Source organism: Klebsiella sp. 141240 (assembly GCF_050600805.1).
Lineage (GTDB): Bacteria > Pseudomonadota > Gammaproteobacteria > Enterobacterales > Enterobacteriaceae > Klebsiella > Klebsiella aerogenes.
On record NZ_JAQIRK010000002.1, the window covers coordinates 394,339 to 417,228 of the forward strand.

Here is a 22,890-nt window from a genome sequence, read left to right on the forward strand (position 1 = left end):
GGTTAATCGTCCCGTTAAATTAGTCTTCCAGCTTCGGCTGCGGCGCATCATCAGGAAGCTTTACATGGACCTGAATAATACGTCTGCTGTCAGCCATTGCGACCTTGAATTGGTAACCATCAATGTCAATCGACTCGCCGCGGGCCGGGAGATGACCAAAGGCCTGCATCACCAGTCCGCCGATGGTATCGACCTCTTCATCGCTGAAGTGGGTACCGTAGGCTTTATTGAAGTCTTCAATCGATGCCAGCGCGCGTACCGTCCAGGTATGACGGCTTAGCTGGCGAAAATCGATATCTTCCTCTTCGTCATATTCGTCTTCGATTTCGCCGACGATAAGCTCAAGAATATCTTCGATAGTTACCAGACCGGAGACGCCGCCGAACTCGTCAATGACGATCGCCATATGATAACGTTGCGAGCGGAACTCTTTCAGCATGCGGTCAACCCGCTTGCTTTCAGGCACGACAACCGCCGGGCGTAACACTTTTTCCATGCTGAAAGCTTCGGCGTCGCTGCGCATAAACGGCAGCAGATCCTTAGCCATCAGAATCCCTTCAATGTGATCTTTATCTTCGCTAATGACCGGGAAACGCGAGTGGGCGGATTCGATGATGACATCGAGGCATTCGTCCAGCGTCTGGTTGCGTTTCAGGGTAATCATTTGCGAACGCGGGATCATAATATCGCGGACGCGCTGGTCGGCGATATCCATTACCCCTTCGAGCATGTCGCGCGTATCTTCATCGATAAGCTCGTTCTGCCCGGAGTCACGGATCAGCGCCAATAATTCATCACGGTTTTTCGGTTCACCGTGGAAAAGTTGGCTGAGTAAGAGGGAGAAAAATCCCTTTTTGCTGTTTACTGTGTCACTACTGTGTGAATTGTCGTCGCTCATGGCGTCGTATGGGTTCTCGTGTTGATTTAATTGTCGCTCGTCGCGCGTAAACTCAGCGTCGTACGGCATGTTTCGCCTGATGGCGCTACGCTTATCAGGCTTGGGATACGCATGAATGTAGGCCGGATAAGGCGCTCGCGCCGTCATCCGGCAAGTTACTATTCAGCAATCTTCTCGGCAATGTACGGATCCTCATAGCCCAGAGCAAGCATTATCTCTGTTTCGAGGCCTTCCATTTCTTCCGCTTCGTCGTCTTCGATATGATCGTAGCCCAGCAGGTGCAGGCTACCGTGCACGACCATGTGCGCCCAGTGGGCCTCCAGCGGTTTTTCCTGCTCTTTGGCTTCCTGTTCAACCACCTGGCGGCAGATGATCAGATCGCCGAGCAGCGGCATCTCAATGCCCGGCGGGGCTTCGAAGGGGAAGGAGAGGACGTTAGTCGGCTTATCCTTGCCGCGATAGGTCAGGTTCAGCTCGTGGCTTTCGGCGACATCGACCAGGCGAATCGTTAACTCTGACTCTTCCTGGAACTGCGGGATGACGGCATCCACCCAGCGTTGAAAGAGGGCTTCGTCCGGTAGACCGCCGGTGTCTTCGCAGGCCAGCTGTAAATCGAGAATCACCTGACTCATTTTTGCTCCTGTTCCTGGGCTTCGCGTTTGCGCTCGGCGGCCAGTTCTGCTTTACGTTTTTGTTCGGCTTCTTCCCATGCCTCATAGGCATTGACGATGCGGGCGACCACCGGGTGGCGCACCACGTCTTCGCTGTGGAAGAAGTTGAAGCTGATTTCATCGACTTCCGCCAGCACTTCAACGGCGTGACGCAGACCTGATTTGGTATTGCGCGGTAGGTCAATCTGGGTAACGTCGCCGGTGATAACCGCTTTCGAGTTAAAGCCGATACGGGTCAGGAACATCTTCATCTGCTCGATGGTGGTGTTCTGGCTTTCATCGAGAATGATAAAGGCGTCATTCAGCGTACGCCCGCGCATGTAGGCCAGCGGCGCGACTTCAATGACGTTACGCTCAATCAGCTTCTCAACTTTCTCAAAGCCGAGCATCTCGAACAGCGCGTCATACAGCGGGCGCAAATACGGGTCAACCTTCTGGCTTAAGTCGCCCGGCAGGAAGCCGAGCTTCTCGCCTGCTTCGACCGCCGGACGGGTCAGCAGAATACGGCGAATTTCCTGGCGCTCCAGGGCATCTACCGCCGCGGCAACCGCGAGGTAGGTTTTACCGGTACCCGCAGGCCCGACGCCAAAGGTAATGTCGTGGTCGAGGATATTGGCGATGTACTGCGCCTGGTTTGGCGTACGCGGTTTGATGACCCCGCGTTTGGTTTTGATATTGATGGCCTTGCCGTATTCCGGCACGCTCTCGGCGCTTTGCTCGAGCACCCGGGCTTCTTTAATAGCCAGGTGGATTTGTTCCGGTTCAATATCCTGAATCTGGCCGCGCATTGGCGCGGTATCAACATACAGGCTTGTCAGAATATCTGCCGCGGCGTGTACGCAGATGGCGCGGCCGGTCAGTTTAAAATGATTGTCGCGGCGGTTGATCTCAATACCCAACCGGCGCTCCAGCTGTTTGATGTTGTCGTCAAACGGGCCGCACAGCCCTAACAGGCGGGCGTTGTCCGCTGGCTCCAGGGTAATTTCACGGGTTTCTATGTTCAAACTGTTCCTCTTATTACGCGTGTTGCCGGAGGGCGTTCGTCATCCGGCCAATAAGGAAATTATTCACGTCACGGGAATATGGCGCAAGCATTGCTGTAGATATAGGGGCGAGGAGGGGAAATACAAGGCCTGTCGGAACCGACAGGCCTGCGGGGATTACGGCTGATAGATGCCGACGCCCAGATCGTTTTCTTTACGCGTACGCGCAATGACCGATTCCGGCGATTCCACGACGCGCAGCCCCATCTCGTCTTCGGTGCGGACAATTTTGCCGCGCAGTGAGTTAGTGTAGACATCGACGATTTCCACGTCGACGAATTTACCGACCATATCCGGCGTACCTTCGAAGTTCACCACGCGGTTGTTCTCGGTGCGCCCGGAGAGCTCCATCAGGCTCTTACGCGACGTGCCTTCTACCAGAATACGCTGGGTGGTGCCGAGCATGCGGCGGCTCCACGCCATCGCCTGCTGATTAATACGCTCCTGCAGAATGTACAGGCGCTGTTTTTTATCGGCTTCAGAGACATCGTCGACCATATCCGCCGCCGGGGTGCCCGGGCGGGCAGAGAAGATAAAGCTGTAGCTGACGTCAAAGTTAACCTCGGCAATCAGCTTCATGGTTTTTTCGAAGTCTTCCGTCGTTTCGCCCGGGAAGCCGACGATAAAGTCGGAGCTAATCTGAATATCCGGGCGCGCTTCGCGCAGCTTGCGGATAATCGCTTTATATTCCAGCACGGTGTGGGTACGGCCCATCAGGTTCAGCACGCGATCGGAACCGGCCTGCACCGGCAAATGCAGGAAACTCACCAGCTCAGGGGTATCGCGATAGACCTCGATGATATCGTCAGTAAACTCAATCGGGTGGCTGGTGGTGAAGCGAATACGGTCGATACCGTCGATGGCGGCGACCAGACGCAGCAGATCGGCAAAGTTGCCGGTCGTGCCGTCGTAGTTTTCGCCGCGCCAGGCGTTCACGTTCTGCCCGAGCAGGTTGACTTCACGCACCCCTTGCGCCGCCAGTTGGGCGATTTCAAACAGAATATCGTCGCACGGACGGCTTACTTCTTCACCGCGGGTATAGGGCACCACGCAGTAAGTGCAGTATTTGTTGCAGCCTTCCATGATGGAAACGAAGGCGGTCGGCCCCTCGGCGCGCGGTTCCGGCAGGCGATCGAATTTTTCGATTTCCGGGAAGCTCACGTCGATAACCGGTTTATGGTTGTTGCGCACCGCGTCGATCATCTCCGGCAGGCGGTGCAGCGTCTGCGGGCCAAAAATAATGTCAACGTAATGGGCGCGCTGGCGAATCAGCTTGCCTTCCTGGGAGGCAACGCAGCCGCCGACGCCGATAATCACGCCGGGTTTTTTCTCTTTCAGCAGTTTCCAGCGGCCAAGCTGATGGAACACTTTTTCCTGCGCCTTCTCGCGAATTGAGCAGGTGTTGAGCAGCAGCACGTCCGCTTCTTCGGCCACTTCTGTGAGTTGATACCCATGGGTGGCATCCAGCAGATCGGCCATCTTGGATGAATCGTATTCGTTCATCTGACAGCCCCAGGTTTTAATATGGAGTTTTTTTGTCATCGACTTGCTCATGCTCAATTATAAAGACGGGTATAAGTTAAGAATTAGAATTCGTTTGCAGGGTACGCATTGTAATGCTTTGGTTGCCACCTGACCAGTGCGACCACGATCCCCCGCAAGGCGCAAAAAATCCGGTAAACTTAAGGAAATCAGCTTTAAGGATAATTGCCATGACAATTCATGCAACAGATATCGCCATTGTCGGCGGCGGAATGGTCGGCGGCGCGCTGGCGCTGGGGCTGGCGCAACACGGGTTTTCGGTGACGGTGATAGAAAAACACGCGCCTCCGGCCTTTGATGCCGCTGCGGCGCCGGATGTGCGTATTTCGGCGATCAGCGCGTCGTCGGTCGGCTTGCTCAAAAGCCTCGGCGTCTGGGAAGCGGTACGCGCTATGCGCGCGCATGCTTATCGTCGTCTTGAAACCTGGGAGTGGGAAAGCGCGCACGTTGACTTTAATGCCGCCGAACTGAAGCTGCCTGAGCTTGGCTATATGGTGGAAAATAACGTGCTACAGCTGGCGCTGTGGCAGGCGCTCGAAGCCCATCCGCAGGTGACCTTGCGGGTTGGCGTGACGTTAAGCGAGCTTAATCGTGAGCCGCAGGGCGTTTCGCTGCGCCTGAGCGATGAGAGCGTTTGCACGGCGCAACTGGCGATCGGCGCAGACGGCGCGAATTCTCAGGTGCGCGAACTGGCCGGCATCGGCGTTCAGGCGTGGCAATATCAACAATCCTGTATGCTAATTAGCGTGCAGTGCGCCGACAATCCCGGTGATAGCACCTGGCAACAGTTTACCCCCAGCGGGCCACGCGCCTTCCTGCCGCTATTCGATAACTGGGCGTCGCTGGTGTGGTACGACACCCCGGCGCGCATCCGCCAGCTGCAGGGGATGTCGATGTCCCAACTGCAGCAGGAAATCAGCGCGCATTTTCCGAAACGTCTGGGCGGCGTGACGCCGATGAGCGCCGGCGCCTTCCCGTTAACCCGCCGTCATGCATTGCAGTACGTGCAACCGGGACTGGCGCTGGTGGGGGACGCTGCGCATACCATTCATCCGCTGGCGGGGCAGGGGGTTAACCTTGGCTATCGCGACGTTGACGCGCTGCTGGATATTTTGGCGGAAGCCCGCGGGCGCGGGGAAGCCTGGTCCAGCTTGCCGGTGCTGAAGCGCTATCAGGCGCGGCGTCGGGCGGATAACTTTATTATGCAATCCGGCATGGATCTGTTCTATGCGGGCTTCAGCAACGATTTAGCGCCGGTACGCGTGTTGCGTAATATTGGCTTGATGGCAGCCGAACGTGCTGGAGTATTAAAGCGCCAGGCATTGAAGTATGCATTAGGGTTGTAAAGGGGCTTTTGCCGATGGGGGCTGCATACTGAGGTTTTGCAGTACCTGCATCGGCAAGATGACTATCCGCAGAAAGCAAAAAAGCTCACCGAAGTGAGCTTTTTTGTTAATAAGTGGCTGGGGTACGAGGATTCGAACCTCGGAATGCCGGAATCAGAATCCGGTGCCTTACCGCTTGGCGATACCCCAACAGGCTGCGTTCACAGAGGAACGTCTTTTGAATTTGGCTGGGGTACGAGGATTCGAACCTCGGAATGCCGGAATCAGAATCCGGTGCCTTACCGCTTGGCGATACCCCAACAAATTTTTACGGATTTACCGATGTTAACCGATAGTCCTGAATATGGTGGCTACGACGGGATTCGAACCTGTGACCCCATCATTATGAGTGATGTGCTCTAACCAGCTGAGCTACGTAGCCAAATTGTCATGCTGTTTCTTCGATGGCTGGGGTACCTGGATTCGAACCAGGGAATGCCGGTATCAAAAACCGGTGCCTTACCGCTTGGCGATACCCCAATACCGTCGCGGCTAACCGCAAATATCGAAGAAATATGGCTGGGGTACCTGGATTCGAACCAGGGAATGCCGGTATCAAAAACCGGTGCCTTACCGCTTGGCGATACCCCATCCGTGCAACGCTTTTTAGTGAATGGTGCGGGAGGCGAGACTTGAACTCGCACACCTTGCGGCGCCAGAACCTAAATCTGGTGCGTCTACCAATTTCGCCACTCCCGCAAAAAAGATGGTGGCTACGACGGGATTCGAACCTGTGACCCCATCATTATGAGTGATGTGCTCTAACCAGCTGAGCTACGTAGCCATCTTTTTTCGCGTTACCTTATCGGCGTTGCGGGGCGCATTATGCGTATTGGGCCTGCGAGCGTCAACCACTTTTTCAAGGAAAATCGTCGTAATGTGACTGTTTGGTTAGGTTGCGAACAGCATGCTGCAATAATCGGCAAGAATTGATTATTTATCGTTTTTATTTGCCAATTTTGGCATAAAAAAAACGGACCCCGTAGGGTCCGTTGTTCGCCAGAATGGCTTATTTATAAGCTGACTGGTGCACGCCGACCGCGCGTCCTGATGGATCGTTCATGGTTTTGAACGCTTCATCCCACTCGATGGCTTTCGCTGAAGAGCAGGCGACGGACGGGCCGCCGGGTACGCATTCCGCCGCGCTTGGCAGCGGGAACAGCTCTTCGAAGATCTCGCGGTACAGATAGCCTTCTTTAGAGGTCGGCGTGTTGTACGGGAAGCGGAAGCTTGCCGTCTCCAGCTGCTGGTCGCTAATCTGTTTTGCCGCCACTTCTTTCAGCGTATCAATCCAGCTATAGCCCACGCCGTCGGAGAACTGCTCTTTCTGGCGCCAGGCGACGCTGGCTGGCAGATAGGACTCAAAGCATTCGCGCAAAATATGTTTTTCCATTTTGCCGTTGCCGCACATTTTATCCTGCGGGTTGATGCGCATCGCCACATCGAGGAATTTCTTATCGAGGAACGGCACGCGGGCCTCTACCCCCCAGGCAGACATCGCTTTGTTGGCGCGGGCGCAGTCAAACATGTGCAGCGCCTGCAGTTTACGCACCGTTTCTTCATGCAGTTCTTTGGCGTTCGGCGCTTTGTGGAAGTAGAGATAGCCGCCGAAGACTTCATCGGAACCTTCGCCAGAGAGCACCATTTTAATGCCCATGGCTTTAATTTTACGCGACATCAGGTACATCGGCGTCGAGGCGCGAATGGTGGTCACGTCATACGTTTCGATGTGATAGATAACGTCGCGGATCGCATCCAGCCCTTCCTGCACCGTAAAGTGAATTTCGTGATGCACGGTGCCGAGGTGGTTCGCGACTTCTTGCGCCGCTTTCAGGTCAGGGGAGCCTTCGAGGCCGACCGCGAATGAGTGCAGCTGCGGCCACCAGGCTTCGCTGCGCTCCTGATCTTCAACGCGGCGGGCGGCGTATTTTTTGGTAATGGCCGAAATCACCGACGAGTCCAGGCCGCCGGAGAGCAGCACGCCGTAAGGTACGTCGGACATCAGGTGGCTTTTTACTGACTCTTCCAGCGCCTGACGCAACTCGTTTTTATCCGTGACGTTGTCTTTTACCGCGTCGTAATCGAACCAGTCGCGCTGATAGTACTGGCGAATTTCGCCATCCTGGCTCCACAGGTAGCTACCCGCAGGGAACTCTTTAATCGTGCGGCAGACCGGCACCAGCGCTTTCATTTCAGAGGCGACGTAGAAGTTGCCGTGCTCGTCGTGGCCCATATACAGCGGGATAATACCGATATGGTCGCGGCCAATCAGGTAAGCATCTTTCTCGCTGTCATACAGCGCGAAGGCAAACATCCCCTGCAGTTCATCGAGGAACTCAGGCCCTTTTTCCTGGTACAGCGCGAGGATTACTTCACAGTCGGAACCGGTCTGGAACTGGTAGCGATCGCCATATTCGGCGCGCAGCGCCTGGTGGTTGTAAATTTCACCGTTGACCGCCAGCGCATGGGTTTTTTGTTGGTTATAGAGCGGCTGGGCCCCGGCGTTGACGTCGACGATCGACAGACGTTCGTGGGCGAGAATCGCTTTATCGCTGGCATAAACGCCGGACCAGTCCGGTCCGCGGTGGCGCATCAGGCGGGAAAGTTCCAGTGCCTTTTTACGCAGTTCGCCTGCGTCAGTTTTGATATCCAGTACGCCAAAAATAGAACACATAGCCTTCTCCGTTACCCTGTCTTGTAGTGATGTTATGCAGACCTCGTCTCTTGCAAGGTCTTAGTGCGTGTTAAAGAAAATGCCGTAAAGGAGAGTGGGGCGCAAGAGATTTACTGGCAGGAAAGTAAAAAGTGCAATGCTGATTGCCGGATGTTGAAAAATGAGTATGTTTAGCTCGGCTTTATTGATGATTGTTTAGTGATAAGCCATTTTCATTAGATGAATCTATTTTTGGCGGCACCAAAAATAAAAAACCACGTCCAGGGACGTGGTTTCGGCTCAAAAAACGTCGATTTCGGCGACCGACGGATAAATCCACGACGGGCGGAACGGCATGCTATCGATATCATCCAGCGTGGAGACTCCGGAAAGCACCAGAATGGTCTCAAGGCCCGCCTGGAAACCGGCGAGGATATCGGTACGCAGGTTATCGCCGACGATCACCGTTTGCTCGGAGTGGGCCTGCATTTTGTTCAGCGCAGAACGAATAATCCACGGGCTCGGCTTACCGACATAAAACGGTTTACGGCCGGAGATTTTTTCGATTCCCGCACAGAGCGCGCCGCAAGCAGGGTAGTAGCCACGGCCGTGAGTATCCGGGTTGGTGGCGATGAAACGCGCGCCGTTGGCGACGAAGAAAGCCGCTTTATGCATCATTTCCCAGTTAAAGGAGCGGGTTTCGCCAACGATGACGAAATCTGGGTTAACGTCGGTGATGGTGAAGCCGGCCTTATACAGTTCGTGGATGAGCGCGCCTTCGCCAACCACATAGGCTTTTTTACCTTCCTGGCGACGCAGGAAATCAGCGGTGGCCATGGCGGAGGTGTAGAACGCGGTATCCGGCACTTCGATACCGGCGGTGGCGAAACGGTTGGCCAGGTCCTGGCCGGTTTGCGAAGGATAGTTGGTCAGCATCACCAGCGGCATGCCTTTATCCAGGATGCGTTTGATAAATTCAGCGGCGCCGGGAACAGCCACGTTATCGTGCATCAGCACGCCGTCGATATCACAAATTACGTTTTGAATGGTCATGGACAGTCCAACATCATTAACGAAAGGCGAAACTATAAAGCTGGATTAGCTTTCCAGCAAATGCTGTAGCAGGATGCCGTTGAGCATCGCGCGCTTGACCAGCGCGAAGGCGCCGATGGCCGAGCGGTGATCGAGCGTCGAACGTACCACGGGCAGGTTTTTACGAAACGCTTTCAGCGCCTGGCCGTTGATACAACCTTCAATGGCCGGCAGCAGCACCTTTTCCGCCTCGACGATTTCGCCGGCAATCACCACTTTTTGTGGGTTAAACAGATTGATGGCGATGGCGATGGTTTTACCCAGATGACGACCAACGTATTCGATCACTTCACAGGCCAGCGCATCGCCTTTATTTGCCGCTTTGCAGATGGTTTTGATATTACAGTCATCAAGCGTGATACGGCTTTGATAGCCCTGCTCAAGCAGATGACGGACGCGGTGCTCAATGGCGGCGTTCGCGGCGACGGTTTCCAGACAGCCGAAGTTGCCGCAGTGACAGCGTTCGCCTAATGGGTCAACCTGGATATGGCCAATTTCACCGACGTTACCGTTACGGCCGATAAAAATACGCCCGTTGGAAATAATGCCCGCGCCGGTACCGCGGTGTACGCGCACCAGGATGGAGTCTTCGCAATCCTGGCTTGCGCCAAAATAGTGCTCGGCCAATGCCAGACTGCGGATATCGTGGCCGACAAAACAGGTGACGCTAAAGCGTTTTTCCAACGCGCCGACCAGCCCCCAGTTCTCGACCTGAATATGCGGCATATAGCGGATAACGCCGCTTTCCGGATCGACCAGCCCCGGCAAAATGACCGAAATGGCGATAAGCTCGCGGATTTTGCGCTGACAATTTTCAATAAAGGTGGCGATGATATTCAGCAGCGCGTGCTCGAGGGTTTCCTGGGTACGCTCCGGCAGCGGGAAATGCTCTTCTTCCAGCGTCTTACTGCTTAAATCATAGAGGGTCAGGGTGGCGTCATAGCGGCCAAGCCGCACGCCGATGGCGTTGAAATTGCGGGTCTCCGCAATGATAGAGATGGCGCGGCGCCCCCCGGTGGAGGCCTGCTGATCGACTTCTTTGATCAGGCCGCGCTCAATAAGCTGACGCGTAATTTTGGTTACGCTGGCAGGGGCAAGCTGACTTTGTTCCGCTATCTGAATGCGCGAGATGGGACCATGTTGGTCAATCAGCCGATAGACGGCCGCGCTGTTCAGCTGTTTTACCAGATCGACGTTACCAATTTGAGCTTGTCCGCCTGCTGTCATACTTTTACTTACTCAGTGACGACCTCGTTACCATTAACGATGGTCTTGATGATTTTATAATCGCGGCTGAAAGCGGTCAGGTTAGCGACCATACCCGGCGCAATGCTGCCGAGCTGCTTGTCCACGCCAATCGCGCGCGCCGGGTAGAGCGTCGCCATACGCAACACTTCGTCCAGCGCCACGCCGCAATGTTCAACGAGGTTACGTACCCCTTCAATCATGGTCAGCGAAGAGCCGCTGAGGGTGCCGTTTTCATCCACGCACAGACCATTGCGGTAGTATATTGTTTTACCAGCAAAAATGAACTGGTCAATATTAGCTCCTGCCGGCGCGGTGGCGTCAGTCACCAGGCACAGTTTATCGCCTTTCAGGCGTTTAGCGTTACGCACGTTGGCATAATCGACGTGCATACCGTCGACGATGATACCGCAGTAGACATCCGGCTCGTCGAAAATGGCGCCGGCCAGGCCTGGTTCGCGACCGGTAATATATGGCATGGCATTATAAAGGTGCGTCGCAAAAGTGATACCGGCGCGGAAACCGATTTTCGCCTCTTTCAGCGTAGCATTAGAGTGGCCTGCTGAAACGACGATGCCGGCGGCAACCAGTTTACGGATCACTTCCGGTTCGACGCGTTCAGGGGCCAGCGTCACTTTGGTGATAACGTCGGCGTTGTCGCACAGGAAGTCGACCAGCGCGGCGTCCGGTTTACGCACGTAGTCCGGGTTGTGAGTGCCTTTTTTAACGATATTCAACCACGGCCCTTCCAGATGCAGACCCAGCGCCTGGTTCGGGTGTTTTTGCAGGTATTCGCGCATCACGCGAATGCCTTGCTTCATCAGGTCATCGCTGGAGGTAATCAGCGTCGGTAGGAAGTTGGTGCAGCCGGAACGCTCATTCGCTTTCTGCATAATTTCCAGCGTTTCGACGGTGACCGCATCCGGACTATCGTTGAACTGCACGCCGCCGCAGCCGTTCAGCTGGACGTCGATGAAACCGGGGGCAATAATCGCGCCGTTGACCGAGCGTTGCTCAATTTCAGACGGCAAATCAGCCAGCGGACAGAGACGTTCGATACGGCCATTGGCGATAACAACCGCATGGTCATCGAGAATTTCATGACCGGTGTAAACCCGGCCCTGGGTTAATGCATACATTACGACCCCCGGTATATACGCCCCACCAGCTCAACTCGCATTGTTCTGGTGTGGCATACAAAGAAAAAGATGGTCCCACGCCAGGGCGCGGGACGGACTACATTACAGACCTTTAATATTTTCAGCTTCTAATTCGTTGAAATATTTCAGAGTCTTCACTTTCAGTTCCATCGTGGACGGCTCGTCGCAGACCACAACCGCTTTCGGATGCAGCTGCAGACAGGTGATGGTCCACATGTGGTTGACGTTACCTTCGACCGCCGCCTGCAGCGCCAGCGCTTTCTGATGGCCCAGCACCAGAATCATCACTTCTTCCGCATCCAGCAGAGTACCCACGCCCACGGTCAGCGCATATTTCGGCACCAGATCCACATCGCCGTCGAAGAAGCGGGAGTTGGCCACGCGGGTGTCATGGGTCAGGGTTTTAATACGGGTACGGGACGCCAGAGAAGAGGCCGGTTCGTTAAACGCGATATGACCATCGTTACCTACGCCGCCCATAAACAGGTGGATTTTACCGTAGGAGCGGATTTTTTCTTCATAACGACGGCATTCTGCATCGATATCCGGCGCATTACCATTCAGCAGGTTGATATTTTCAGCTGGAATATCAACATGGTCAAAGAAATTGCGGTGCATGAAGCTATGATAGCTTTCTGGATGCTCTTTCGGCAGGCCGACATACTCATCCATGTTGAAGGTAACAACGTGCTTGAAGCTAACCTGGCCTGCTTTATGCATTTCAACCAGCGCTTTGTAAGCGGTAAGAGGCGTACCACCGGTAGGCAGACCCAGTACGAACGGACGGTCCGCGGTCGGTTTGAACGCGTTAATGCGGTTAACGATATGACGGGCAGCCCATTTACCTACTTGTTCAGCTGTTACCAGGGGGATCAGTCTCATTCTTCACCTCTATAGTTAAATTAGAACCTGGCGGATTGGCGCCAGCATACTATGAAGAGTATTGCAGCAACTGCGCCGACCGGGGTCAATCCGTGTTGATTTTTTGAATGATAAAATAAGTTTTCGATGTTAGCCAGTCAAAGGGAGGGGGGAATACGATATTTGGTGATTATAGTCACAAAAAATACCCGTTTAATTTGCGATACGAATTAATTTTTCACACACTTTGCCGGTAAGTGATAAATCCGACCTTGTTACACAATAAAAAAGTGGCTTTGAAATGAGCCTCATCGGGGTCTCATAGGGGGAATAAGATGAATATTTTAGGTTTCTTTCAGCGGCTGGGTAGGGCGTTACAGCTCCCTATCGCAGTGCTGCCGGTCGCGGCCTTGCTGCTGCGATTCGGGCAACCAGATCTGCTGAACGTACCCTTCATCGCGCAAGCGGGTGGGGCAATCTTTGACAACTTAGCGTTGATCTTCGCCATCGGCGTGGCATCAAGTTGGTCCAAAGATAACGCGGGTTCTGCGGCGCTGGCCGGCGCGGTAGGTTATTTCGTGATGACCAAAGCGATGGTCACCATTAACCCGGAAATTAACATGGGCGTGCTGGCGGGTATCATTACCGGTCTGGTCGCGGGTGCTGTTTATAACCGTTGGGCCGGCATTAAACTGCCAGACTTCCTGAGCTTCTTCGGCGGTAAACGCTTCGTACCTATCGCTACCGGCTTCTTCTGTCTGGTGCTGGCTGCGATCTTCGGTTATGTCTGGCCGCCGGTGCAGCACGCTATTCATGCGGGCGGCGAATGGATCGTGTCTGCGGGCGCGCTGGGTTCCGGTATCTTCGGTTTCATCAACCGTCTGCTGATCCCAACCGGTCTGCATCAGGTGCTGAACACCATCGCCTGGTTCCAGATTGGCGAGTTCACCAACGCCGCGGGCGCGGTCTTCCACGGCGACATCAACCGCTTCTATGCCGGTGACGGCACCGCGGGGATGTTCATGTCCGGCTTCTTCCCGATCATGATGTTCGGTCTGCCGGGCGCTGCGCTGGCAATGTACATGGCTGCGCCGAAAGAGCGTCGTCCGATGGTCGGCGGTATGCTGCTGTCCGTGGCCATCACCGCGTTCCTGACCGGTGTGACCGAGCCGCTGGAATTCCTGTTCATGTTCCTGGCTCCGCTGTTGTACCTCCTGCACGCTATCCTGACCGGTATCAGCCTGTTCATCGCAACGGCGCTGGGTATCCATGCGGGCTTCTCCTTCTCCGCGGGCGCTATCGACTACGTGTTGATGTACAGCCTGCCGGCAGCCAGCAAAAACGTCTGGATGCTGCTGGTGATGGGCGTGGTGTTCTTCTTCGTTTACTTCCTGTTGTTCAGCGCGGTTATCCGCATGTTCAACCTGAAAACGCCGGGTCGTGAAGATAAAACCGACGATGTCGTGACTGAAGAAGCTAACAGCAACACCGAAGAAGGTCTGACTCAGCTGGCGACCAACTACATCGCAGCCGTAGGCGGTACCGATAACCTGAAAGCCATTGATGCCTGTATCACCCGTCTGCGTCTGACCGTCGGCGACTCGGCGAAAGTCAACGATGCCGCGTGTAAACGTCTCGGCGCCTCCGGCGTGGTGAAACTGAACAAACAGACTATCCAGGTCATCGTTGGCGCGAAAGCGGAATCCGTTGGCGACGCCATGAAGAAAGTGGTTGCCCGTGGTCCGGTTGCCGCTACCGCCGTCTCGACTGACAGCGCGCCAGCCGCCGCGCCTGCGGTCAAACCGCAGGCGGTTGCAAACGCTAAAACCGTCGAAGCGCTGGTTTCCCCGATTACCGGCGAAGTGGTGGCGCTTGAACAGGTGCCGGATGAAGCCTTCGCCAGCAAAGCCGTCGGTGACGGTGTCGCGGTGAAACCGACCGATAACATCGTTGTCGCGCCGGCGGCCGGTACGGTGGTGAAAATCTTCAACACCAACCACGCGTTCTGCCTGGAAACCGATAATGGCGCGGAAATCGTCGTCCATATGGGCATCGATACCGTCGCGCTGGAAGGCAAAGGCTTTAAACGTCTGGTTGAAGAGGGCGCACAGGTGAAAGCCGGCGAGCCGATTCTGGAAATGGATCTGGCGTTCCTCAACGCCAACGCTCGCTCGATGATTAGTCCGGTCGTCTGCAGCAACAGCGATGATTACAGCGCGCTGGTGATTCAGGCAACGGGTAACGTTGTCGCCGGCCAAACGCCGTTGTTCGAGATTAAAGGCAAGTAAGGCTCCTGAGTAGAGTTTTGCCTCAGCGGCGCAGCGAAACCTGCGCCGCTTTTTTTTGCAGCAAATACCCCCATATCCAACAACAGATACGTATTTTGCGTAACTAATAGTTGTCTCTGCGCCCTGCTTGTAAGATCATGTGCCGTTATACGTTGTTTACGCTTTGAGGAACCCGTGATGAGTGAGGCAGAAGCCCGCCCGACTAACTTTATCCGTCAGATCATCGATGAAGATCTGGCTACCGGTAAGCACACCACCGTTCATACCCGCTTCCCGCCGGAACCGAACGGCTACCTGCACATTGGCCATGCAAAATCCATTTGCCTGAACTTCGGCATCGCTCAGGATTACCAAGGTCAATGTAATCTGCGTTTCGATGACACCAACCCGGTGAAAGAAGATATCGAATACGTGGAGTCGATTAAAAACGACGTGCAGTGGTTAGGTTTCCACTGGTCCGGCGATGTCTGCTACTCCTCTGATTACTTCGATCAGCTGCATCAGTATGCGGTTGAACTGATCAACAAAGGTTTGGCCTACGTTGACGAACTGTCCGCCGACGAGATCCGCGAATACCGCGGTACCCTGAAAGAGCCGGGTAAAAACAGCCCTTACCGCGATCGCAGCGTGGAAGAGAACCTCGCGCTGTTCGAAAAAATGCGCACCGGCGGCTTTGAAGAGGGTAAAGCTTGCCTGCGCGCGAAGATCGACATGGCGTCGCCGTTCATCGTGATGCGTGACCCGGTGCTGTATCGCATTAAATTTGCGGAACACCATCAGACCGGCAACAAGTGGTGCATCTACCCGATGTACGACTTCACCCACTGCATCAGCGATGCGCTGGAAGGTATCACCCACTCGCTGTGTACCCTGGAGTTCCAGGACAACCGTCGTTTGTACGACTGGGTGCTCGACAACATCAGTATTCCGGTGCATCCGCGTCAGTATGAATTCTCGCGCCTGAATCTCGAATACACCGTGATGTCCAAGCGTAAGCTGAATCAACTGGTGACCGAGAAGCACGTGGAAGGTTGGGATGACCCGCGTATGCCGACTATTTCCGGTCTGCGCCGTCGTGGTTATACCGCTGAATCCATCCGCGAGTTCTGCAAACGCATCGGCGTGACCAAGCAGGACAACACCATTGAGATGGCGTCGCTGGAGTCGTGCATTCGTGAAGATCTTAACGAAAACGCGCCGCGCGCGATGGCGGTAATCGATCCGGTTAAACTGGTTATCGAAAACTATCCGCAGGGCGCAAGCGAAATGGTGGCGATGCCGAACCATCCGAACAAGCCGGAAATGGGTAGCCGCGAGGTACCATTCAGCGCTGAGATCTGGATCGATCGCGCGGACTTCCGCGAAGAAGCCAACAAACAGTACAAGCGTCTGGTGCTGGGTAAAGAGGTGCGTCTGCGCAACGCCTACGTGATTAAAGCGGAACGCGTTGAGAAAGATGCAGAAGGTAATATCACTACCATCTTCTGTACTTACGATGCCGACACCCTGAGCAAAGACCCGGCCGATGGCCGCAAGGTTAAAGGCGTTATCCACTGGGTGAGCGCGGCGCACGCGCTGCCGGTTGAAATTCGCCTCTATGACCGTCTGTTTAGCGTGCCGAACCCGGGCGCGGCGGATGACTTCCTGGCGGTAATGAACCCGGAATCGCTGGTCATCAAGCAAGGTTTCGCGGAGCCGAGCCTGTCGAAAGCGCAGGCGGGTAAAGCATACCAGTTCGAGCGCGAAGGTTACTTCTGCCTCGACAGCCGCTACGCCACCGAGAGCCATCTGGTCTTCAACCGCACCGTTGGCCTGCGTGACACCTGGGCTAAAATCGGCGAGTAATGCTCACCGTCTTCATGAAACGCCGCGCACTGCGGCGTTTTTTTTATTTCAGAATCAGTGAATTAAGAATCGATATTTTTTCGATGCGAATTAATCTTATTAAAACGCAGTAATAATTCCCCATCTCTTCCTGCCTGCGTATTTACATTTAACCGTTTCAGCTTTGACGGATTTTCAATTTTTTTTCGATATAACCATGACTTATCGTTAAAAAAGCTGAGAAGTAAGTCTGTAACAAAACGACATAAATTATGTGCGCTTTGTCATAATCTTAAGCTTTGCTCTGCGAAAGAGATTGATAATTCGCGTCACGAAAAATAGTCTATCCATAGTGGTTTCGCGGACTTTTAACCGCACCGCTTTTAGTACTTTTTTATTTTTTTAGCGAGCTGCCTTTGGCAATCGCAATTTTAAAACGTCAAAGAGGATATGCACATGCGTACGTTTAGTGGCAAACGTAGTACGCTGGCGCTGGCTATTGCCGCCGTCACCGCGATGTCGGGTTGGGTTGTGGCTCCACAGGCCAGCGCAGCAGGCTTTATCGATGATTCTACCTTAACCGGCGGTATCTATTACTGGCAGCGCGAGCGCGACCGTAAAAACGTAGAAACCGACAAATACGAAACTAACCTTTCCCATTCTACCTGGAACGCCAACCTGGATTTCCAGTCCGGCTATGCCGCCGATATGTTTGGTCTGGATATTGCTGCCTTCACCGCGATTGAAATGGCGGAAAACGGCGACAGCGGCCATCCGAACGAAATTGCTTTCTCCTCCAGCAACCGTGCGTACAGCGAAGATTATACCGGCGATAAGAGCGGGATAAGCCTGTATAAAGCGGCAGCAAAATTTAAATTTGGCCCGGCGTGGGCGCGCGCAGGCTACATTCAGCCGACCGGACAAACGCTGCTGGCGCCGCACTGGAGCTTTATGCCGGGTACCTATCAGGGGGCTGAAGCCGGGGCGAACTTCGACTACGGCGATAACGGCGCGCTGAGTTTCTCCTATATGTGGACAAACGAATATAAAGCGCCGTGGCATATCGAGATGGATGATTTTTACCAGAACGATAAGAAAACCAAAGTTGACTATCTGCACTCTGTTGGCGCGAAGTACGATTTTAAAAACGATCTGGTGCTGGAAGCCGCATTTGGTCAGGCCCAGGGCTATATCGATCAGTACTTTGCTAAAGCCAGCTACAAATTTGATATCGCGGGTTCGCCGTTGAGCACCAGCTATCAGTTCTACGGTACCCGCGATAAAGTCAGCAACGGCGGCGTCAACGATATCTACGACGGCACCGCGTGGCTGCAGGCGATCACTTTCGGCTATAAAGCGGCCGATGTGCTGGATCTGCGTCTGGAAGGGACCTGGGTGAAAGCCGATGGCCAGCAGGGCTACTTCCTGCAGCGTATGACGCCAACCTATGCCTCCTCTAACGGTCGTCTCGATATCTGGTGGGATAACCGCTCTGACTTTAACGCCAACGGCGAGAAAGCGGTGTTCTTCGGTGCGATGTACGACATGAAGAACTGGGACATGCCGGGCTGGGCGTTTGGCGCATCCTATGTTTACGCCTGGGATGCTAAGCCTGGCAGAATGGCATCCCCGGATGCTTACTACGATCCTAACTATCGTCTGAAAGAATCCGCCTACAGCCTGGATGCTATCTACACCCTGCAGGAAGGCCGCGCGAAAGGAACGATGTTCAAACTGCACTTCACGCAATACGACAACCACTCCGACATCCCGAGCTGGAGCGGCGGTTACGGCAACATCTTCCAGGATGAGCGTGACGTGAAGTTTATGGTTATCGCACCGTTCACCATTTTCTGATGCCTGCGCGGCGGGCGTGAGCCTGCCGCCCCTCCGGGAGAATAATTATGAAAAAGCTGCTGCTCATCGCCATCATGGCATCGGGTTTGGTTGCCTGCGCGCAATCGCCAGCGCCGAAAGAAGATTCCAAATTGAAAGATGCCTATAGCGCCTGTATCAACACGGCGGAAGGTAATCCGGACAAAATTGAAGCCTGTCAGAGCGTGCTCAATGTCCTGAAGGAAGATAAACCGCATCAGCAGTTTGCGACGCAGGAGAGCGTCAGAGTGCTGGATTATCAGGCCTGTATTCAGGCGACGCGCACCGGTAATGACCAGGCGGTCAAAGCGCGCTGCGATAAAATCTGGCAGGAGATTCGCAGTAATAACACCACTAAGTAAAGCAGACAGTTAAGCGTATACGGGCGGAGCGCACACTCCGCCCGTCGCTATTTTAACGCGGTATTTCCGCTGGTTGATAGCCGCGGCTCAGACGCATGAACAACATGGCGGTGGCGGCGAATCCGCATAGCGCCGCGCACATCAGCCACCAGCCCGGCGCGCTCTTATCGCCGGTGATTTCCACCAGCGCGGTAGAGATAGCCGGCGTCAGGCCGCCGAAGATAGCGGTGGCGAGGCTAAACGCCAGCGAAAAGCCCACGGTGCGAACGTAGACCGGCATCACTTCCGTTAGCGCCGCCACCATTGCGCCGTTATACATACCAAAGAAGAACGAGAACCACAGCAGCACCAGCGTCATGCGGGTGAAGTCCGGCGCGGCGGTGAGCCATTGCATCACCGGCCAGGTGGTCAGCAACGCCAGGACGGTGATTCCCATCAGCACCGGACGGCGGCCTATTTTGTCTGACAGCGCCCCGCCAATCGGCAACCAGATAAAGTTAGAGATACCGACCAGCATCGTGACCAGCAAGCTGTCGCGTGCGCTCAGATGCAGTACCGCTCTGCCGTAAGTTGGGGTATAGACGGTAATAAAATAAAAGGTGGTGGTCGTCATCGCTACCAGTAAGGTGCCTGCGCTGATGATGCGCCAGTTTTTAACAATTGTGGTCAGTATCTCTTTCGTATCGGGACGATGCTTACGCTGAAGAAAGGCTTCGGTCTCCTGCAGCGAACGCCGGAGCACGAAAATCAGCGGGATAATCAGGCAGCCGATAAAGAAGGGAATGCGCCAGCCCCATTCTGCAATCTCGTCGTGACCCAGCGTCTCGTTCAGCGCGTAGCCAATCAGCGCCGCCATGACGATGGCGACCTGTTGGCTGGCGGACTGCCAACTGGTATAGAACCCCTTTTTCCCCGGTTTGGCGATTTCCGCCAGATAGACCGACACGCCGCCGAGCTCGACCCCGGCCGAGAATCCTTGCAGCAAACGGCCAATTAATACCAACACCGGCGCCAGCACGCCGATGGTTTGGTAACCCGGCACCAGCGCAATCAGTAACGTGCCGCAGCCCATAATCGCCAGGGTGACCATCAGTCCTTTACGGCGCCCGATCCTGTCGATATAGGCGCCCAGCACCACCGCGCCAATGGGGCGCATCAGAAAGCCGGAACCAAATACGGCAAAGGTGAGCATCAACGCCGCAAACTCGCTCTCTGCCGGAAAGAAGGTTCTGGCGATATAGGTGGCATAGAAACCAAACAGAAAGAAGTCGAATTGCTCGAGAAAATTACCGCTAGTTACGCGGAGAATTGCGCCGAAGGTACCGGCGCGCGATGTTGGTTGGGTCATAGAGTTTGCTCTCCATTGTCTTTATCTTGTTGTTATAGAGGTAAGAGTGAGCGGGTTAGTCGCCTGCGACTGCCGCCTGTTTTCCGCGCCGCTTCTCAATCGCCCACTTGAGTAACGCCGCACAGCGATAAAATCCGTGGGCAAATTTTCCGTATGGCAGCGTTAAAAACAGCGCCATCACCACCCCGAGATGGATAGCGAGCAGAATGCCCATCCACGAGGTGTCCCGGCCCGCCAGGAGCGCGAGCCCGGTAAAACTGGTCAGCAGCAACAGCAGGATAAAAGCGCGATCCATCGGTTTTTGCCGCGCGTCGCCGTGCAGCAACGAGCGGCGCAGATTCAGCCATAGCAAACCCGCAGGGCCTACCAGCAGCCCGATGCCGCCGAACGTGCCCAACAGCACCGGTACGCTGAAGAACGGGTAGGGCGCCTCCCAACCGGCGAAGTAGTGATAGCCGGTGGCCACAACCGTGGCGGCGAAACAGAGCATGAAACCGTAGAAAGTGAAGTGGTGAAAACGGCGGCGCATCAGGGTGAAGGCGTCATCGGCCTCGTTACAGCCTTTACCGTGTCCGCCGTCGAGATATTTCAACGTCAGCGCATCATGTGAGGCCCTGGCGATATCAGCCGCCTGCGGTTGGCCCGGCGAGATCTCGCGCCAGAAACGAATCACCCCGCTCATCAGTAAACCGATGGCCAAAATAAAGACTGAACCAAACATCCACGCCAGCAGGTTATGTGGGAAAATCTGGTAGAAATCGCCGGCCAGCGGCGGGTGCAGCAGCGAGCCTTTGAGCCCCATCGCCAGCAGCAGAAACAGGACAAGACCCGCGACCAGCGCCAGCACCGTGGCGATCCCCGCACGGCGATATAAACTGCCGAAAGCGGCGGGCCGGGCGTAATGTTGATAGGTTTCCAGCCGCACTTCCGCCATCGCTTTGGGAACATTAATCGCAAACTCGTGCGGCGGGGCATACTGGCAGGCGTGCAGGCAGGCGCCGCAGTTGTGGCACAGGTTCGCCAGATAGTTAATATCCGCCTTGCCAAAGGACAGACGCTGGGTCATGGCCGGAAATACGGCGCAAAAGCCTTCGCAATAGCGGCAGGCGTTACAGACCTGCATCACCCGTTCGACTTCCGCTTCCGGCTCGGTGATGATTTGCGCCTCGATGATCAGCTTTTCAAGCGACTTCATGATGTTTCTCCTGCTGCGCCGCCAGGGCGGCTTGCTGACCGGCAATGCGGCCGAATGTGGTCCCGATCGACATGCCTACGCCGGCGGTATAGCCTTTGCCCAGCACGTTGCCGGCCATCATTTCGCCGGCGACAAACAGATTGCGGCTCGGCTTGCCGGCAAAGTGGACGGCGGCGTGTTGATTGACGTACAGCCCGAGGTAGGTGAAGGTGATCCCAGGACGTAGGGCATAACCGTAATAAGGCGGCGTATCGATAGGCCGCGCCCAGTGGGTCTTCGGCGGCGTCAGGCCGGCGGTGGCGCAGTTATCAAGACGGGTATGGTCGAACTGGCCTGGCGTACAGGCGGCATTGTAGCTGGCGATGGTCTGTGACAAACGTTCGCCGTCCAGCCCCAGCTGGCGGGCCAGTTCCGCGATGGTATTGGCCTGGGCGCCCGGAAATACGGGCGGCATAAACTGTCCAACGGCTTTGCTGTCGATGATCGAATAGCCGATTTGCCCTGGCTGGTGGGCGACCAGACGGCCCCAGATGGCGTAACGTTTGGGCCAGAAATCTTCCCCTTCATCATAAAAGCGCTCAGCATCGCGGTTCACCACCACCCCCAGCGACACGCAGTCGACGCGGGTACAGATGCCGCCGTCATAGAGCGGCGCCCGGGCGTCAATGGCGACGCAGTGCGACTGCGAAGGATCGCCGATGATATCGGCCCCGGCGTCGATCATAAATTTGAGCAGCACTCCCTGATTAAAACGGGTGCCGCGGATGAGAAAGTTGTCGGCAGGCCATTCGCCGCGCTCATTTTGCCCCCAGGCTTCGCGCAGCCACTCGCGGTTAGATTCAAAACCGCCGGCGGCGAGCACGCAGGTTTTCGCGGCGATCCGCTCGGTGCCCGCCAGCGCGGCGACGAATTCGCCATCACGTAATTCAAGCGCCTGCACCGGCGTGTTATAGCGGATCTGCACGCCCATCTGCTCGGCGCTGCGGTAATAGGCATTGACCAGGGCTTTACCGCCGCCCATAAAAAAGGCGTTGGTGCGGGCGACGTGCAGGGCGCCGGATAAGGGCGGTTGAAAGTTAACGCCATGACGGCGCATCCAGTCCCGACATTGCGACGAGGTGCGGATCACCAACCGGGCCAGCGTTTCGTTGGTGTTGCCCCCGGTCACGCGCAGCAGATCCTGCCAGTATTCTTCTTCCGGGTAGCTGTCGACTAAGACATCCTGCGGCGCATCGTGCATACAACGCAGGTTACGCGTGTGCTGAGAGTTACCGCCACGCCATTCCCGCGGCGCGGCCTCCAGCAGCAGGACGGATGCGCCTGCTTCCCGGGCGGTTAAGGCGGCGCATAACGCGGCGTTGCCGCCGCCAATCACCAGTACATCCACCATTATCGGCTCCATTACGCTTTGACTAATTGTTAAATTTGTAATGGAAATGTAAGGTGCA

Annotated in this window: 17 protein-coding genes and 7 tRNA genes; 5 read left to right on the plus strand and 19 right to left on the minus strand. The window is 55.3% G+C overall.

What is annotated here, in order from left to right:
• Window positions 1-19: 19 nt before the first annotated feature.
• The 4 genes from corC to miaB form a co-directional block, all read right to left on the minus strand.
• A complete protein-coding gene (gene corC / locus PGQ95_RS04850) occupies window positions 20-898 on the minus strand; it encodes a CNNM family magnesium/cobalt transport protein CorC (RefSeq protein WP_015704743.1) in 879 nt (292 codons plus the stop codon).
• A 158-nt stretch (window positions 899-1,056) separates the two neighbouring features.
• Window positions 1,057-1,530, minus strand: coding sequence for an rRNA maturation RNase YbeY (ybeY, locus tag PGQ95_RS04855; protein ID WP_087860233.1), 474 nt, complete (start codon window positions 1,528-1,530; stop codon window positions 1,057-1,059).
• On the minus strand, window positions 1,527-2,573 hold the full coding sequence (locus tag PGQ95_RS04860; protein WP_087860232.1) for a PhoH family protein: 1,047 nt from the start codon (window positions 2,571-2,573) through the stop codon (window positions 1,527-1,529). The genes ybeY and PGQ95_RS04860 overlap by 4 nt, the downstream gene beginning before the upstream one ends.
• A 156-nt stretch (window positions 2,574-2,729) precedes the next feature.
• A complete protein-coding gene (gene miaB / locus PGQ95_RS04865; protein WP_045381508.1) occupies window positions 2,730-4,154 on the minus strand; it encodes a tRNA (N6-isopentenyl adenosine(37)-C2)-methylthiotransferase MiaB in 1,425 nt (474 codons plus the stop codon).
• Window positions 4,155-4,324: 170 nt separating this feature from the next.
• Here miaB and ubiF point away from each other — a divergent pair, with 170 nt between their 5' ends.
• Complete coding sequence (gene ubiF / locus PGQ95_RS04870) at window positions 4,325-5,500, plus strand: 3-demethoxyubiquinol 3-hydroxylase (RefSeq protein ID WP_430917145.1); 1,176 nt, start codon at window positions 4,325-4,327, stop codon at window positions 5,498-5,500.
• Window positions 5,501-5,614: 114 nt separating this feature from the next.
• On the opposite strand, the gene PGQ95_RS04875 is transcribed toward ubiF, so the two are convergent.
• The 12 genes from PGQ95_RS04875 to nagB all read right to left on the minus strand — a co-directional run bounded on the left by PGQ95_RS04875 (window position 5,615) and on the right by nagB (window position 12,571).
• Window positions 5,615-5,689, minus strand: a tRNA-Gln gene (locus PGQ95_RS04875).
• A 35-nt stretch (window positions 5,690-5,724) separates the two neighbouring features.
• Window positions 5,725-5,799: transfer RNA gene (locus tag PGQ95_RS04880), tRNA-Gln, on the minus strand.
• Window positions 5,800-5,844: 45 nt separating this feature from the next.
• A tRNA-Met gene (locus PGQ95_RS04885) sits at window positions 5,845-5,921 on the minus strand.
• Between the two features lie 23 nt (window positions 5,922-5,944).
• Window positions 5,945-6,019, minus strand: a tRNA-Gln gene (locus tag PGQ95_RS04890).
• 36 nt (window positions 6,020-6,055) lie between these two features.
• Window positions 6,056-6,130, minus strand: a tRNA-Gln gene (locus PGQ95_RS04895).
• Between the two features lie 23 nt (window positions 6,131-6,153).
• Window positions 6,154-6,238: transfer RNA gene (locus PGQ95_RS04900), tRNA-Leu, on the minus strand.
• An 8-nt stretch (window positions 6,239-6,246) separates the two neighbouring features.
• A tRNA-Met gene (locus PGQ95_RS04905) sits at window positions 6,247-6,323 on the minus strand.
• Between the two features lie 225 nt (window positions 6,324-6,548).
• Complete coding sequence (gene asnB / locus PGQ95_RS04910) at window positions 6,549-8,213, minus strand: asparagine synthase B (protein WP_015367711.1); 1,665 nt, start codon at window positions 8,211-8,213, stop codon at window positions 6,549-6,551.
• A gap of 279 nt (window positions 8,214-8,492) precedes the next feature.
• Complete coding sequence (locus tag PGQ95_RS04915) at window positions 8,493-9,245, minus strand: HAD-IIA family hydrolase (protein ID WP_045392984.1); 753 nt, start codon at window positions 9,243-9,245, stop codon at window positions 8,493-8,495.
• Between the two features lie 45 nt (window positions 9,246-9,290).
• Window positions 9,291-10,511, minus strand: coding sequence for a DNA-binding transcriptional regulator NagC (nagC, locus tag PGQ95_RS04920; protein WP_087860229.1), 1,221 nt, complete (start codon window positions 10,509-10,511; stop codon window positions 9,291-9,293).
• Window positions 10,512-10,519: 8 nt separating this feature from the next.
• Complete coding sequence (nagA, locus tag PGQ95_RS04925) at window positions 10,520-11,668, minus strand: N-acetylglucosamine-6-phosphate deacetylase (RefSeq protein WP_015367708.1); 1,149 nt, start codon at window positions 11,666-11,668, stop codon at window positions 10,520-10,522.
• Window positions 11,669-11,770: 102 nt separating this feature from the next.
• A complete protein-coding gene (gene nagB / locus PGQ95_RS04930; RefSeq protein WP_015367707.1) occupies window positions 11,771-12,571 on the minus strand; it encodes a glucosamine-6-phosphate deaminase in 801 nt (266 codons plus the stop codon).
• A gap of 314 nt (window positions 12,572-12,885) precedes the next feature.
• Here nagB and nagE point away from each other — a divergent pair, with 314 nt between their 5' ends.
• From nagE to chiQ, 4 genes are all read left to right on the plus strand, one after another.
• A complete protein-coding gene (gene nagE / locus PGQ95_RS04935) occupies window positions 12,886-14,838 on the plus strand; it encodes a PTS N-acetyl glucosamine transporter subunit IIABC (RefSeq protein WP_271032765.1) in 1,953 nt (650 codons plus the stop codon).
• Window positions 14,839-15,015: 177 nt separating this feature from the next.
• A complete protein-coding gene (glnS, locus tag PGQ95_RS04940) occupies window positions 15,016-16,683 on the plus strand; it encodes a glutamine--tRNA ligase (protein WP_045381516.1) in 1,668 nt (555 codons plus the stop codon).
• 435 nt (window positions 16,684-17,118) lie between these two features.
• The gene (gene chiP / locus PGQ95_RS04945) at window positions 17,119-18,519 is read left to right on the plus strand and encodes a chitoporin ChiP (RefSeq protein WP_047077883.1); all 1,401 of its coding nucleotides are present in this window, start codon (window positions 17,119-17,121) and stop codon (window positions 18,517-18,519) included.
• Window positions 18,520-18,566: 47 nt separating this feature from the next.
• Window positions 18,567-18,899 (plus strand): ChiQ/YbfN family lipoprotein, encoded by a 333-nt coding sequence (gene chiQ, locus PGQ95_RS04950; RefSeq protein ID WP_430917147.1) that lies wholly within the window; start codon window positions 18,567-18,569, stop codon window positions 18,897-18,899.
• Window positions 18,900-18,951: 52 nt separating this feature from the next.
• Here chiQ and PGQ95_RS04955 read toward each other — a convergent pair whose 3' ends face one another.
• From PGQ95_RS04955 to tcuA, 3 genes are read right to left on the minus strand one after another with little or no spacing between them, the layout of a single operon-like run.
• Window positions 18,952-20,247, minus strand: a complete 1,296-nt coding sequence (locus PGQ95_RS04955) for an MFS transporter (RefSeq protein WP_049034978.1) — start codon at window positions 20,245-20,247, stop codon at window positions 18,952-18,954.
• Window positions 20,248-20,302: 55 nt separating this feature from the next.
• Window positions 20,303-21,442, minus strand: coding sequence for a tricarballylate utilization 4Fe-4S protein TcuB (tcuB, locus tag PGQ95_RS04960; RefSeq protein ID WP_430917149.1), 1,140 nt, complete (start codon window positions 21,440-21,442; stop codon window positions 20,303-20,305).
• Window positions 21,429-22,832 (minus strand): FAD-dependent tricarballylate dehydrogenase TcuA, encoded by a 1,404-nt coding sequence (gene tcuA / locus PGQ95_RS04965; protein WP_430917151.1) that lies wholly within the window; start codon window positions 22,830-22,832, stop codon window positions 21,429-21,431. Before tcuA ends, tcuB begins: the two co-directional genes overlap by 14 nt.
• Window positions 22,833-22,890 lie beyond the last annotated feature (58 nt).

Bases quoted from the DNA above. Each gene is read 5' to 3' on its own strand.
- corC (WP_015704743.1), bottom strand. From the start codon at position 898: ATGAGCGACGACAATTCACACAGTAGTGACACAGTAAACAGCAAAAAG.
- tcuB (WP_430917149.1), bottom strand. From the start codon at position 21,442: ATGAAGTCGCTTGAAAAGCTGATCATCGAGGCGCAAATCATCACCGAG.
- nagC (WP_087860229.1), bottom strand. From the start codon at position 10,511: ATGACAGCAGGCGGACAAGCTCAAATTGGTAACGTCGATCTGGTAAAA.
- PGQ95_RS04955 (WP_049034978.1), bottom strand. From the start codon at position 20,247: ATGACCCAACCAACATCGCGCGCCGGTACCTTCGGCGCAATTCTCCGC.
- asnB (WP_015367711.1), bottom strand. From the start codon at position 8,213: ATGTGTTCTATTTTTGGCGTACTGGATATCAAAACTGACGCAGGCGAA.
- miaB (WP_045381508.1), bottom strand. From the start codon at position 4,154: ATGACAAAAAAACTCCATATTAAAACCTGGGGCTGTCAGATGAACGAA.
- nagE (WP_271032765.1), top strand. From the start codon at position 12,886: ATGAATATTTTAGGTTTCTTTCAGCGGCTGGGTAGGGCGTTACAGCTC.
- ubiF (WP_430917145.1), top strand. From the start codon at position 4,325: ATGACAATTCATGCAACAGATATCGCCATTGTCGGCGGCGGAATGGTC.
- nagB (WP_015367707.1), bottom strand. From the start codon at position 12,571: ATGAGACTGATCCCCCTGGTAACAGCTGAACAAGTAGGTAAATGGGCT.
- nagA (WP_015367708.1), bottom strand. From the start codon at position 11,668: ATGTATGCATTAACCCAGGGCCGGGTTTACACCGGTCATGAAATTCTC.
- chiP (WP_047077883.1), top strand. From the start codon at position 17,119: ATGCGTACGTTTAGTGGCAAACGTAGTACGCTGGCGCTGGCTATTGCC.
- tcuA (WP_430917151.1), bottom strand. From the start codon at position 22,832: ATGGTGGATGTACTGGTGATTGGCGGCGGCAACGCCGCGTTATGCGCC.
- glnS (WP_045381516.1), top strand. From the start codon at position 15,016: ATGAGTGAGGCAGAAGCCCGCCCGACTAACTTTATCCGTCAGATCATC.
- chiQ (WP_430917147.1), top strand. From the start codon at position 18,567: ATGAAAAAGCTGCTGCTCATCGCCATCATGGCATCGGGTTTGGTTGCC.
- ybeY (WP_087860233.1), bottom strand. From the start codon at position 1,530: ATGAGTCAGGTGATTCTCGATTTACAGCTGGCCTGCGAAGACACCGGC.
- PGQ95_RS04915 (WP_045392984.1), bottom strand. From the start codon at position 9,245: ATGACCATTCAAAACGTAATTTGTGATATCGACGGCGTGCTGATGCAC.